Below are 13,091 nucleotides of genomic sequence, written 5' to 3'. Positions count from 1 at the left end.
CCGCCAGCAACTGATCCAGCGTGTCTTTCTTGATGACCATATCCGCCCTCCATCGGCGTCACTATGGCCCCAGACACAAAATCCCTGACAGTCCCTGGAGACACCGCTTCAAGACGGTAGCCCGCTCGGTTGGGATGGACAGCCGAGTGGTCGACGCGATCCAGGGACACGCCCCTAGGACCGCAGGAGATGACTACGGTGATGTGACGGTGGCCGCCATGGCACTCGCGATGGCGAAGTTCCCTAGGCAAGCATAAGGCTTCCGTACAAGGGCGATCTAGGAAAGCGACGGGGCTCAACACACGTGATAGACAACCGCCCCCGCTACCTGACCGATGATCCGGCCTACCCCGCCATCCCGCCGCTACCCATCGGGCTTAACCTCGGGACGGTTCCTGACGGCATTAAGTTCAGCATGTTGCACCTTGGCGGCGTCCAGCCGCTGACCGGTGCTATGGCTGAGGCCGCTGGCTTTCAGTTGGAAGACCGGCCATCGGCGGGGGAATTGGCACTCTACCGGCAGAACCAGACCCGATTCCAAATGATATCGGTCGTGACCAGCATCGCCGCCTTTCGCAAGGAAGGGGGCGTCAATGTTGGAGTTCCCTACGCGATATCACTCGTCCCCGCCAGTAAGCGCGATGTCGTGTCGAACGTGGGTGTCGAGTACGTAGAGAAGATTGACCTGAACGTTGCCTTGCAAAAGCAGGAACCATGCTACGTCGACTTTAACCCGTTCACGGGGACGTGGGCAGCTTGGGGACCGGTCGGGTTGCTCCTCGGCGAAAAGCCGTGGGCCACCTTTCCTGACGGGATCGGCTTGGTGACCGACATGTATTACCTCCAGCACGGCTTCGACCCTGAGGATACCTTGGCCGTCAACTTCGGCATCGACGATACGAAGCTCTGGCAGAAATACCACCGCCACTTCACCAAGCTCATGTTCACCCCGTTTGAAGGCCTTCGCGCCCGGCGCGTGTGGGGGGCAGAATCGCCCATCGAGCTATTTCTTCTCCAGGCCCTGCTTCGGGAGAACCTGACCCCAAACCTGCAAATGCTTTTCTACGAGGACGGCTCGAACCATCCTTCCATCTACGATCTTTGGCGACAGGTAGATGGCGAAACGCCGGGGCTCATCACGGAAGCCGACATGTACTTCCCCGAAGAACGTCTCGCTGTTTTCTGTGACTCGACGCGCCATCACCGAGGCCGTAAGGCAGCCCAGAAGGATGAGGCAATAAGCAAACGCCTCCATGCAGTCGGTATTAGTTCCGTGCGAGTTCCTGGTTCCTTGATTGTGAAGGACCTAAAGGCGGCGACGAAGCTCGTGCTTGATGCACTCGAAGGGTTGCGTCCACCCTCAGCGCCGCAGGGTTCTGGCACGGGAACCTGAAACATGGCGTACCTATCGTCCGACGACGATCAAGCAGACCTATTCTCCGAAGTTGCGGACCTCTCACTTGTCCGCTTCCTGCTGGCCGACCTTCATGACGACCTTCAAGGCAAGGTGAAGCGCTTTCGATTCCTGACCGACCTTGGAGCCCTGCTTGGCCCTCGCGGCACTATGATCTACGGCGGCCACATCGCCTATAACGCCTGGGCGGAGGCCCGCTCCTCCTTCGTCCACGGCAACTATGTCGCGACCGTACTGCTCTGCCAGAGCCTCACCGAGAACCTCTTGGCGGCCTTCCTCGAAGGCGGCTTCACGGACAGGCTGCCGGAGCGGGTAAAATTCGACGAAACGCTGCGACGCTGCCAAGCCCAAGGTCTTTTGGACGACCAAGACATCGCCGACTTGAAGCAGCTTGCCAGCCTACGCAACCCGCTCACGCACTTCCGCCACATCGACGACAGCCACAACCTCGACCGTCGCTCGATTGCTACGGGTCAGCCCGCTGGGGAACTCTTGGGGCGTGATGCGTGGTTCGCCATCAGCCTCGCCGTGAGGATGCTTGCCAAGCCTCCGTTCCGGTTGGACCAATGAGGAGGGGCCAGCAGCCCGCGGATGTTTCCGACGAAAAATCTGAAAGCCCACCTTTACGCCCGGCGCATTGGGTTTCCCCCCGTGCCCCCTCGCTAACCGTAGGCCCGCTTGCCGCAACCGCGCTACGACTGAGGCCACTGGCGACCGTTCAAGTACTGCTCATGAGCGTCGGTGACTGCGTTGAGCCTCTCATCTAGGTCCTCCAACGCGCCCATCACGTCCTCCACCGGTGAAGCGCCAAACCAGTCAAAGAACCGCCTGACGGTCTCGACCGTGATCACCGCTAGGGCGAGGGTCACTTGGGGACGCGGAGCCCTCCACTCCAAGCGAGGCGAAAAGACACCGACCTCACCGGCCTCAAGGTGGTACTCGTAAAGGTCCTGCCAACTGCCGTGCACATTATGTGATGCCCCTCCGAACATACCGAGGTAGGCCTTTTCGAAACCGACATCCGCCGCCTTCGCGCGAAGGTCTTTGCCGTCCCAGGGCTTCCGGTCCTTCATATCGATGCTGTCCAGCGGCACCTCAGAAAACCGAACAGCCCGGTCGATGGACTTGAGCATCCGATCCTCAATAGGCAGCACGACACCGCCACGCTCGGCAACATTGCCAGAGATCGTGTCGCTCAGCTTCCGCTCATGGCGCAGGGAGTGGCGTACGTAGCGGTCAATCAGTTCGGGGCTGAAGTTCTTCACCATGTAGGCCACCGTGACCACCGTTTCGAAGACCAAGCGAGCCATAATGAAACTTGTTTCTCGACGCCGCTGGCAGATCTGATCCAAGAACGCCGAGATAAGCTTGTAGAGGCGAACAAGATTGCCCCCAACCGCAGCCCTGTCGCGTGACCACGACTTGTCCTTGCCCATCGTGCACGCGGCTACCACGAGGTACTCACCGGCCTCAACTAGTAGCGATACGGAGATCGCGTTGAACTCCTCTTCCGATTTGAACTGCTTTAGCTGCTGTACATCGACGTGAACCGCCTCGATTTCGGGAAGTTCATCGTTGCCGGTCATCGTCTGGCCCCTCGTTCAGCGGGATCATCATCACCGACACGACAGAGTTTCACCACCCGCCTCGCGCAGCACGATGTGGCCACTCTTAGTAACACTCACAACGATCGTTGCGGCTGTGTCATCGAGGTGGGTGGCTATTCCATGTGGGACCCGCCATTCCGCACTTAAGAATTGAGGCAATCATCAGCGGAAGTGCTCGTCAAACGAGTTCGGTGCAGCTAACTGCGGCTCGGCAAGATTGAGAAATGGGGGAGTCGATGAAGGTTTTCTGGTCATGGCAGAGCGACCGACCGGCGAAATATTGCCGCGACGTGGTCCAGACCGCACTCCAGCGTGCTTTGGACGCTCTGAGCGACGAACTTGAGCTAGAGCCGAGTGAAGCCGAGCTGGATCACGACACCAAGGGCGAGGCCGGGATGGCGGCAATCGCCGATACGATCCTGCAGAAAATCGAGCAGGCAGGAGTGTTTGTAGGAGACATCACGTCTGCTGGACGTTCCGAGAGTGGCCGCGAACTACCAAATCCGAACGTGCTTATCGAGCTCGGCTGGGCTTGGGCTCATCTTTCGCATGAGAATATCATCTTGGTCGCCAACAAATTCTACGGACCCAGTAGTCACGAGAAGCTCCCCTTCGACATCCGCCACCGACGCGCGGCAATCCTCTACTCGCTTGCAAAGGGCGCTGATGATGCGGCCATTGAGGCGGCCACGGCTAAATTGACCGAGGACCTGAAGAGCGCACTCCGAAAGTCACTCGACAGCTGGCTGGTCGGAAAATCCAATGACCCGGGTCCAAGCGGAACGGCGGCACGCTCGGGGGATCCGTCAGTTTGGTTCGAAGCGGACCAACTGCTCCAGCATCAACCGTTCCACGGCGGCAACGGATTGCAAGATGTGGAGCCGGAAGAGGGCCGGAGGTCCTATGTTCGCATCGTCCCCGAGCGCTTTTCCAATGGAATTCCAGCTTCAGCCAAAGTTCACGCAGGGTCCGCAACGAGCGGCCTGCGGCCACTTGGTCCACACACAAGCGGCGATGGCGGCCTCAATCCGGACGGCGTGCTTCGCTACGGGGCGGACGATGGCAGTAATCCCACTGTCACCCGGACCGCAACTCAATGGTTCCGCGAAACCGGCGAGCTTTGGACCTTCGATACGAAGCGGCTGAACGACGGTACGTTCTACATTGCCCACTTTTTGACCGATGTCGCGAGCTTCCTCGTCCGCGGTCTATCAACACTCTCTGCCCTGGGCGGATCGGGGCTCATTCGCATCGAGGTCGGAGCCGTGGGTCTCAAGGGATCGCAATGGGGTGGGCAGTTCGAGCACGAACGCAGTAGTGCATTAATTGATCGTGTGAAGGTGTCCGAGGCCCGTCGGAGCTGGAGTAAGGCTGAGATAGCAGCCTTTTTGGTGACGGTGACGGAGCACTTTGACGAGGCCTACGGAAATAAAGGCCCCAACGCCCAAAGCATCATGCGTATGGTCGATGCATTGTAAGACCAATCCAGCTGTCCTTGGCGTTCGTATTCCGGCCCAGCGACATTCTCTAGGGAGCGCTCTCGCGGATCATGCCTGGCCGCTGAATAGGGATTATTTGAGGGGTTCAGCAATCGCAGGGGACGGAGAGAGTTAAGGTGCAAAGATCCCCCCACCGCTAACTCTATCCGAGTCCTCTCGTTGACTTCCGGCGGCCCACCCCTAACGGTTCGTTAAGTTTGTTGATTGGCCGGGGAAGTCGATGCTTGGGCGTGCAGTCGTATTGGCGCTAGTGGCTCTTCTGAGTGCGCCAGCCGCCGCCCAACCACAGGGCCACGATCCGTACTTCAACGCCGCGCAGGAGGCCTTCATCGGTCTTCAGGTGAACACCCGGTTGTGGTTTCAGCTTATCCTGACCAGCGCCGGCCACTGGCCCGCCGTGCCGAACGTGACGTACTCGCGCCGGCTCTTCGATGCGACCCAGCAGTTCCAGTTATCTCGTGGAGAGGCACCCACGGGCATACTGACGAAACCCCAGATCGACCAGATGGCAGCTTCCGCTTCATCGGCCCTGGCCGGCTGGGGGCTGCGCTGGGTGCCTCATCCCACGCGAGGCAGGCAGCTATGGGTGCCGATTGGGTTGGGGCTTCAGGCCACCCGCACCGACCTCGGCGTCGAGATGCGGGAGCCCCGGAACCGGTTCAAGCTGAAGTTCAATTCGATCCCAGCGGCCTCCGTGAGGGCGACTTACGAGGCCACTCTGCGCGAGATGGTCGGCAGCGGGGACGCAATCAATTTCAAGGTCCTGAGGACCGACTTCTTCGTCATCACCGGCAACCAGGGTCGCTACAGCCGCTACGTCCGTTATCATACTGATGGCGACGGCATCCTCGGCTTCGACATGTCGTGGTCGGACGATGATGCACCCGTCTATGGCAACCGCCTCGTCACGATCATCTCGGGGTCGCTTTGGGCGACCATGACAGGCTCTCCGTTCCCGACCATAGAGCGAGGCGGGTATCCGTGGGAGAAGCCCACCGAACCGGAGGCGGCGAGCCAGCAGCGCCCTGCACCTGCTCCGACGCCCCCATCCGCTCAGGAAACGGCGAAGGTGAAATTCTCTACGGGCTCGGGATTCTTCGTCTCCAAGGCTGGGCACGTCCTGACCAACGCGCATGTGCTCAAGGACTGCACCACCATCACGGCACGGCCAGACGGAGCCATCGCGGTCCCGGCCCAGCTCCTCGCCCGGGACGCGGTGAATGACCTCGCGGTCCTGAAGGTGCCGGGGCCGGTAGAGCGGTCCCTTCCGGTCCGATCCAGCGTCCGCCTGGGGGAAGGCATCGCGGCCTTCGGGTTCCCCCACAGCGAACTCCTCGCGACCACTGGCAACTTCACACTAGGCAATGTGACAGCCTTGGCGGGGCTCAGGGACGATAGTCGGTATCTTCAGGTGTCCGCACCGGTTCAGTCGGGGAACTCGGGAGGGCCGCTGGTGGACGCTTCGGGCAATGTCGTGGGTATCGTCACCGCGAAGCTCGATGCAATCAAGATGGCTGAGAACCAGGGCGACCTTCCGCAGAACGTCAACTTCGCCGTGAAGGCGTCGCTGGCCACGAGCTTCCTTGATGCAAACCAGGTCGCCTACGAAGTCGGAGCACCGGGTGAGAAGCTGGACCCTGCTGACCTTGCGGAGCGGGCGAAGAAGGCAAGTGTCTTCCTCACCTGCCGCTGAGATAGACAAGGGTCAACTACCGGCACAACTCCAGTCCGAGGACGTACAGTGATGCGTTTTTCTATCCAAATCCCGGGGCCCACCGGTGGTAATTCAATAGAACTCGATGCGGGTGCGTCACTGATTTTCGTTGGCGCCAACGGCGGTGGTAAAACGCGGCTTGCCGTCCTTCTCGAAAAACTTCATGAGCCGGCGTCGCACCGAATTTCGGCCCATCGAGCACTTAGTCTGAATCCCAATGTCAGTAAGATTAGTGAAGCCGATGCGCGAAGGGGCTTGTTGAAAGGAGGTACAACCGCTGGCTATCAACGAACGGCGCACCGGTGGGGTGCGAAAGAAGCCGTCGCCCTACTCAACGATTTCGACTTTTTGATACAAGCGCTTTTTGCGGAACAAACCAACACGACCTACCGTAACCATTCTTCTGCGCGAGCCGGACAGACGCAAATATTCCTGCCGACTAAACTCGAAATGCTCGTTGAAATCTGGGATCGGCTTTTGCCGCACCGGAAGATCGTGCTGTCGGGAGATGATATTCAAGTGTCGATCGCTGGCTCTGCAGAGGCCTACAGCGCTTCGGAGATGAGCGACGGCGAGCGATCAGTGTTCTATATGGTCGGTCAAGTACTAATTGCACCGCCCGACTCTCTGCTTATCTTCGATGAACCGGAACTCCACGTTCATCGCAGTATCACAGGCAAACTTTGGGACGAACTAGAGGCCGCACGCCCGGACTGCGCGTTCGTCTTAATCACGCACGACCTTGAGTTTGCCGCTTCCCGCGTCGCTGCGAAATACGTGATCCGAGATTACTCCCCTGCGATCGGCTGGACCGTAGATCCAGTCCCCGGCGACACCGGATTCAGTGAGGACACCGCAACACTCATCCTGGGAAGTCGCCGACCGGTTTTATTCTCCGAGGGAACGGGCACCAGCCTGGACCGAGCGATCTACCGCGCGTGCTATCCCGAGTGGACGGTAGTCGCTCGTGGCGGTTGCGAGGCAGTCATCCATTCAGTCGTAACCATGCGGACGAACCAAGCCTTCACACGGGTGAGTTGTTCGGGATTGGTGGATGCGGACGACTACGATAATGCCGACGTCACCAAGCTGGGTTCGCTGGGCGTCGGGGTCCTGCCAGTCTCGGAAATTGAGAACCTTGTGGTGCTGCCGAGCGTCAGCCGGGCGATTGCGTAGCACGAGGGCTTTAAAGACGCCGAGTTGGAGGACAAGCTCGACAAACTAAAGGCAGCCATCTTCACGCTAGTGGATACCCCCAACGCGATCGAAGCTACAGTCCTCAACCACTGCCGTCGACGCATCGATCGGGCTCTCAAGAAAGTAGATCTTAGCAATGCAGCAACAACCGCCGATCTTGCGCAGACATTTGCGCAGCGGGTGGCGGGGGTTGACGTAGTCGCTATCGCAGCGGCTGCGGAGGCGCATCTCCGACTTGCGATACAGACTCGTGATCTGCCGTCGCTCCTGACCATTTACTCGAATAAGGGCGGCTTGGTGAGCCTTGCCGCATCCCATCTGAAGCGAACTTCAAAAGCTGAATTTGAAAACTGGCTCGCCCGAGTGCTTAGGAACGATCAAGCTCCCGCCGTGAAAGCCGCTATCCAATCGGTCCTTCCGGCGCTGCAGGCCAGCTAGTGGCCACCGCCACCTAAGGTTCGGTTGGGGAGTTGGCACAGACTGAAGCCTTCCCATCGGCAACCCGATCTCTGGGGGCTCGACAGGTGTTCCAGCGCGGTGATACAGAATCCACTGAAAGCGGCGTCCACTTTCTTTGATTTTATTGCTATTTTCGCGCTGAGCGCCCGGTCCTCTCCTGGGCACCACTCTTTCTCTCAAGCAGGAGAAAGAGTCATGATCTCGCAAGGTCTTACGGCGCACTCGCCTTCACGGGGCGGCTCTGCATCCGCCCGTTGCGATGATCCATCCCTCCACTACCAAGTAGGGATTTTTCCGGCTCGATTGTCGAGCGTCGGCGCAAGCTGCGCCAGGTCGTACGACCGGGCCGAGGCACGATACGCCAGCCCCGATCGCTACGCCTTCGAGCAACCCGATGAATCCTTGTCAGGACGACAGAGCTGCGCTGGATCACGGCCTGACATAGGTCCAGCCTCGCTCCTGTAATTCCATCACATGGACGACGCCGGATTTCACCACCGTCGCCTCGGGAATAAGGGAAATTTCCTTGTTCTCCGCCTTGCTCATATTGCCCTGGGTATTGCCGCAGGCTTTGAAGGAGATCGCCGGGGTGCTCGCCGCGATGGCCTTGATGCGCGCTTTCACCGGAGACGTGTCGTCGCGCAGCATGTTCAGGCCGGGCCCGAAGGTCACGATTTCGACCTCCACTTTCTCGCCACGCTCCTGATAGTACTGCGCGACGTTGGTTGCGTTGTTGAGCGCCAAATTCATCGTCCCGGCTTCATTCGTATTCACCTGCAGGACGAGCCGGTGCGCCTTCTTTTCAACAGAAGGTCGCTTGGATGTTTGCACCGAGGTTTGCTTCACGCCCTCCGCTGCCGCGGGTGCAAAGGCGATGAATAGCGCGACACCAGCCACCAGAGTGGAGCCGACAACGTCTTTAAAGCTGATCGTCATTGTCTTTCGCCCATGAGTTTGAGGACTATCCGGGACCCGGTTTGGCGGCCTGGCGCGGCCAGTTGCAGGCGGCGGCCACCTTGCTGCGCACCGCCTTCAGGCCGCGAAGGGAGAAATGCCCGTCATGGACGGCGCCGGATCGGGCGGAGAGGCGGATCGCCAGCTCGCCCTCTTCGGGGAGCGACTGCAGCAAACTCACAACATCGCCCCTGAACGCGATGCCCGTCCCAAGCGAAGCCCTGCCGGCTGCAACCCGCACGGGCTGCCCGCTATTGAGACGGTAGGACAGGTCGTAATCAGTGTCGCCGCTGGCGAGGGCCGGCCCCCCGACCACCATCTCCGTCCGGCCGCCCCGGCAGAGAACCGAGAGCTGCGCCAGGGCCCTACCAGCGTTGTCGCGGGACAACGCGGTGGCGGTGACGATCGGCGCATAGTCCACCGGCGACGTCGTCTCGCTGATGACCCAGTCGTCGCCGGCTCGCGTAAGCTTATCCAAGCAGACCACTCGCTCCGCCTGCTCGAGCTGCGAGCAGGCGCGGGACCGGGTCATGGGATCGGCAGCGCTCTGGGCGAGAGCGGTCTGGCTCACCACCGCGAACGCTACTGTCACCATGATCATTCTCATCGTAACGCTCGCGGAGCGGAGGCCCGGCGGTCGAGCCACTCCTGCGCCGCGGCAAAACGGGTTAGACCGGGGACCGTCGCGGCGAGATTGATCGACTTCCATTTCTCGTCGAAGCCCGGCCCCTGAAGCCTCTCGATACGGCTGAACAGGAGGTCGACGAAGCGGGCGACGCGGTCGTAGCGGTTGGTCCGTTGGGCCCAATTGAACGCGACCAGCGCCGTCGGCACCGCAATCGTTGCCACCCGCTCATTGGGCTTGATGAGGCCGGGATATTCGCGGGCCTCCAGCATGGCGGGAAGATAGTAGTCTTCGAACTTGCTCTCGTATGGGACCGCAAGGAACTTGAAGCCGGGCTCGAAGCGTCCGCGCACGAAGGCGTCGACCGGCTTGGACGTGATGAAAACGACGGCGGCGATCTCACCCTTGCGCATCTGCTCGAGAGCGACCGGATGAGGAATGAACAGTTTCTCTGCAGTGATGCCGAGGCGGCTGAAAATCATGGGCCCCGAATAGGCGGCGGCCGTGCCCAGCGTATTGAAGTTCACTTTCTTGCCGTTCAGGTCCTGCAGGGTCTGTATCTCGGGTCGGACAAGGATATGCAGTTCCGAGGGGAAGAGATTCAGCACGTAAGTGATCTTCTGCCGGATCTGGGGGACCTGGATCCTGTATTCTTCCAGCGCATCGGTGTTGATGATCGCCGTATCGACACCACGCAGATAAAGCAGCGCATTCAGGTTTTCCGTAGCGCCACGGGTGACGATCGGCAGCACCAGCATGTTCGGCCCGTCATCGACGACGCGGGCCATCTCGGCCCCGAGACGCAGCGGCGCACCCTCGATCAATCCTGCAGCAAGACCGACCGTCCATGCGTTGATCTTCTCCTGTTCCGTCGCGGGCGCAGGTCCGCGCGACGGCACGGCAATACTGCGGGTGTTCGCCTGGGACGTCTGCGCCTGCAGACCGGTTGGCTGGAACGTCGGCGCAAGCGCCATCAACGCCGCCAGCAGGAGCCCGAATCGTCCCGGCAAAATCTTCATTCCCAACTCCACTTTTGAGCGTGAAATCCAAAGGCGGGGAGCATCGCCTTCGTCAGGCGCTACTGGAGCAGCGCGCCGACGCGATCCTTTGCCTCCTGAATGCCGCCGGCCTGCGCCTTCACGTAAAGCTCGCGGGCCTTCGTCACTTCACCGCGCGTGCCATAGGTTCCCCAGGCTGAAAGAATGCGGGGATCGTAGGTCTCCGCGAGCATGAAGCTCGCTCGTGCGCTGCCCATCTCGACCGCGCGCTCGAGCACGATCCGCGCAGAGCCGATATCCCCCTGGCCAAGCAGCGCACTGGCGCGAGCGATCAGCCGTATCGCCTCCTGGCTGGCATGCGCCTCCGCGACCACCGGCTGTTCCGCCTCGATGACCGCCGCCTCCTGCGGAGACCGGGCGTCCTGACTGATCGCCAAGGGTTCGGTCGCTGCGGGCCCGGAGACGCCCAACAGCGCCGCTCTCGATTCCAAGGTCATTGCCGCAACGCGATCGCGCTCCTGCTGCAGGGTTTGGCGCAGTTCCGCGATTGTCGTCTCTGCTGCCTGTCTGGACTGGCCTGCTTCGGCCTGCGCCTTGCGCAGTTGCGCGGCCAAAGCCTCGCTGCCCTGCCGCGCCATCGACACTTGGTTGGCCAGCGCGACACCGCGTGCGCGCTCCTCCTCAAGCGCTTGACGTTGTTCTGCTTTGGTTGTCGTCAAGGCCTGCCGCGCAGCCTCGACCTCGGCGAGGGCAGCCACCTTCTGCTGCTCCAGCTGGAGAGTTTGCGCAGTCCTCGCAGTTTCCGCCTGCTTGAACTGTGCGGCTTCGCTGACGGCCTTGCGCAGTTGCGCCGTCAGCGCCTCGCTGTCCTCGCGCGCGGCCGAAAGCTGGCTCGTCAGTGCCACACCACGCGCGCGCTCCTGCTCGAGCGCTTGACGATGTTGCCGCGTTGTCGTGGCCAGCGCCTGCCGCGCGGCCTCCGCCTCGGTTGCCAGAACAGCCGCCTTCTGCTGCTCCTGCTGGAGGCGCTGAGCACTCCGCACGGTCTCCGACTGCTTGAGCTGTGCGGTTTCGCCGACGACCTTGCGCAGCTGCGCCGCCAGGGCATCGGTTTCCTGCCGCGCCGCCGACAGCTGGTTCGCCAGCGCCGCGCCACGCGCGCGTTCCTGCTCGAGCATTTGGCGTTGTTGCGCCGTAGTCGCGCTCAGCTCCCTGCGGGCCGCTTCAGCTTCGGCCAGTGCTGCCGCCGTCCGCTGCTCCTGTTCGAGAGTTTGTGAGGTTTTGGCGGCATCCGCCTGCTTGTATTGTCCGGCTTCGGCCACCGCCTTGCGCAGCTGCGCCGCAAGCGCCTCGCCTTCCTGCCGTGACGCCGATAACTGGCTCGCCAATGCGGCACCGCTCACGCGTTCCTGCTCGATCGCTTGATTTTCGCGCGCGCGGGTTGCGCTCAGTTCCGTTCGCGCGGCTTCGGCTTCCTGCATGAGGGCGGCCGTTCTCTCGCGCTCCTGCGCCAATGCATGGTCATTCTCGGTCACCTGGGTGCGCAGCTGCGCGGTGAGATTTTCGATTACGCGCCGGGCCTCAGCAAGCTCCTGCGATATTGCGACGACCCGCTCTCCGTTCTGCGATCGCTGGATTGCGGGTTCCGAGGCTTCGGCAATCCCTGGTGCGCGCCCCTGCGCGCCGGCGGAATCGGCATTGCTCAGAGGGAGCGCCGTATTCGAGACCTGGCTCGGCGCCAAACCAGCCCGCGCAAACTGGGTGGGCTTCGGTTGGTCCAGGTCAGGGATCACAATGACAAGCAGCAGACCCGCCGCGGCGGCACCGCTCGCCAGCGCGATATAGCGGCGCCGACGTCTCGCACGCGCGGCCTGGGAGGATTTACCGCGTTGATCGCTCCTCGCAGGAGCTGGCTCTCGGGCGCCGGTGACTGCCGATATGTCAGCGCGATCGGGTTTGGCGAGCGGCTTTGCGCCATCCCACTGACCAACCCAGTGAGTGGCAGTATATGGCTCGGTCGCGTCACCCTTTCCGATGACGATTTGCCGGTCTTCCTGTGCGCTCTCTGTCACGTCGCGCATGTAACAGACGCCTGTTCAATTGGCGGCACCACGCCCTCGCAGCGATCGAGATGACCCCGGTTCGGAGGAGAACAGAAGGCGGGCATAGGGGCAGGCGATCGCACTAACGGGGTACTCCGCCTATGCTGCGCGCCCGTATGCGGCCCGGCGGCGAGTCCGCCCTTCTCCCAGGCGTCGAAGACGAGGAGTAGGCGGCTTCGGATGTGGCGACGATTCAGCGCGCTTGCTGCTGGATGAGATAGAAGGCTATCCGAACGTCCGCATGGACAAGGCCACCCGGCTTTCCCCGTGCAGCGATGACGGTCTCGGGTGGTCACAAGCGCCCGCTTCAATCCATCAGCAGCTTGGCATCCCGGTTGAATTTGCAGAGCGTCGGGCGACTGGCGCGTTCACATTTTCCTTAGAAAGAGTCGTAACTTCGCAGGGTCTCACGGCGCATTCGCCTTCACAGCGCGGCGATACATCCGCCCCTTGCGATGATCCATCCCTTCAGTGGGGATTCTCCGGCTCAATCATCATGCGCTAGCGCAAGATGAGCTGAGC

11 protein-coding genes are annotated in these 13,091 nt (G+C 61.3%); 6 read left to right on the top strand and 5 right to left on the bottom strand.

Going from position 1 to position 13,091, the window contains the following annotated elements; all coding sequences use genetic code 11:
- Positions 1–304: 304 nt before the first annotated feature.
- Together CYD53_RS19825 and CYD53_RS19820 are read left to right on the top strand one after the other, a co-directional pair.
- A complete protein-coding gene (locus CYD53_RS19825) occupies positions 305–1,393 on the top strand; it encodes a hypothetical protein (RefSeq protein ID WP_103719791.1) in 1,089 nt (362 codons plus the stop codon).
- A gap of 3 nt (positions 1,394–1,396) precedes the next feature.
- The gene (locus tag CYD53_RS19820) at positions 1,397–1,984 is read left to right on the top strand and encodes a hypothetical protein (RefSeq protein WP_103719790.1); all 588 of its coding nucleotides are present in this window, start codon (positions 1,397–1,399) and stop codon (positions 1,982–1,984) included.
- 122 nt (positions 1,985–2,106) lie between these two features.
- Here CYD53_RS19820 and CYD53_RS19815 read toward each other — a convergent pair whose 3' ends face one another.
- Positions 2,107–3,000 (bottom strand): DUF5677 domain-containing protein, encoded by an 894-nt coding sequence (locus CYD53_RS19815; RefSeq protein WP_103719789.1) that lies wholly within the window; start codon positions 2,998–3,000, stop codon positions 2,107–2,109.
- 257 nt (positions 3,001–3,257) lie between these two features.
- On the opposite strand from CYD53_RS19815, the gene CYD53_RS19810 reads away from it, so the two are divergent.
- The 4 genes from CYD53_RS19810 to CYD53_RS30535 all read left to right on the top strand — a co-directional run bounded on the left by CYD53_RS19810 (position 3,258) and on the right by CYD53_RS30535 (position 7,869).
- Positions 3,258–4,499 carry a hypothetical protein gene (locus CYD53_RS19810; protein WP_146055957.1) on the top strand — a complete coding sequence of 414 codons (1,242 nt, stop codon included), beginning with the start codon at positions 3,258–3,260 and terminating at the stop codon, positions 4,497–4,499.
- A gap of 241 nt (positions 4,500–4,740) precedes the next feature.
- Entirely contained in the window at positions 4,741–6,213 is a 1,473-nt protein-coding gene (locus tag CYD53_RS19805) for a S1C family serine protease (RefSeq protein WP_103719787.1), read from the top strand.
- 51 nt (positions 6,214–6,264) lie between these two features.
- Positions 6,265–7,410, top strand: a complete 1,146-nt coding sequence (locus CYD53_RS19800; protein WP_210202384.1) for an AAA family ATPase — start codon at positions 6,265–6,267, stop codon at positions 7,408–7,410.
- 24 nt (positions 7,411–7,434) lie between these two features.
- Positions 7,435–7,869: a hypothetical protein gene (locus CYD53_RS30535; RefSeq protein WP_210202383.1), complete on the top strand. Its 435-nt coding sequence runs from the start codon at positions 7,435–7,437 to the stop codon at positions 7,867–7,869.
- Between the two features lie 450 nt (positions 7,870–8,319).
- Here the strand turns inward: CYD53_RS30535 and CYD53_RS19795 are convergent, their stop codons facing one another.
- The 4 genes from CYD53_RS19795 to CYD53_RS19780 form a co-directional block, all read right to left on the bottom strand.
- The gene (locus tag CYD53_RS19795) at positions 8,320–8,826 is read right to left on the bottom strand and encodes a DsrE family protein (RefSeq protein ID WP_103719786.1); all 507 of its coding nucleotides are present in this window, start codon (positions 8,824–8,826) and stop codon (positions 8,320–8,322) included.
- 25 nt (positions 8,827–8,851) lie between these two features.
- Positions 8,852–9,322, bottom strand: a complete 471-nt coding sequence (locus CYD53_RS19790) for a hypothetical protein (RefSeq protein ID WP_425428322.1) — start codon at positions 9,320–9,322, stop codon at positions 8,852–8,854.
- A gap of 125 nt (positions 9,323–9,447) precedes the next feature.
- Positions 9,448–10,488, bottom strand: a complete 1,041-nt coding sequence (locus CYD53_RS19785; RefSeq protein WP_103719784.1) for a TAXI family TRAP transporter solute-binding subunit — start codon at positions 10,486–10,488, stop codon at positions 9,448–9,450.
- 59 nt (positions 10,489–10,547) lie between these two features.
- Positions 10,548–12,548, bottom strand: a complete 2,001-nt coding sequence (locus tag CYD53_RS19780; protein WP_146055956.1) for a coiled-coil domain-containing protein — start codon at positions 12,546–12,548, stop codon at positions 10,548–10,550.
- Positions 12,549–13,091: the final 543 nt, after the last annotated feature.

Origin of the sequence: Allobosea psychrotolerans, assembly GCF_002917105.1 — a bacterium.
GTDB lineage: Bacteria > Pseudomonadota > Alphaproteobacteria > Rhizobiales > Beijerinckiaceae > Allobosea > Allobosea psychrotolerans.
This window is presented reverse-complemented; position numbering and strand designations above follow the sequence as displayed.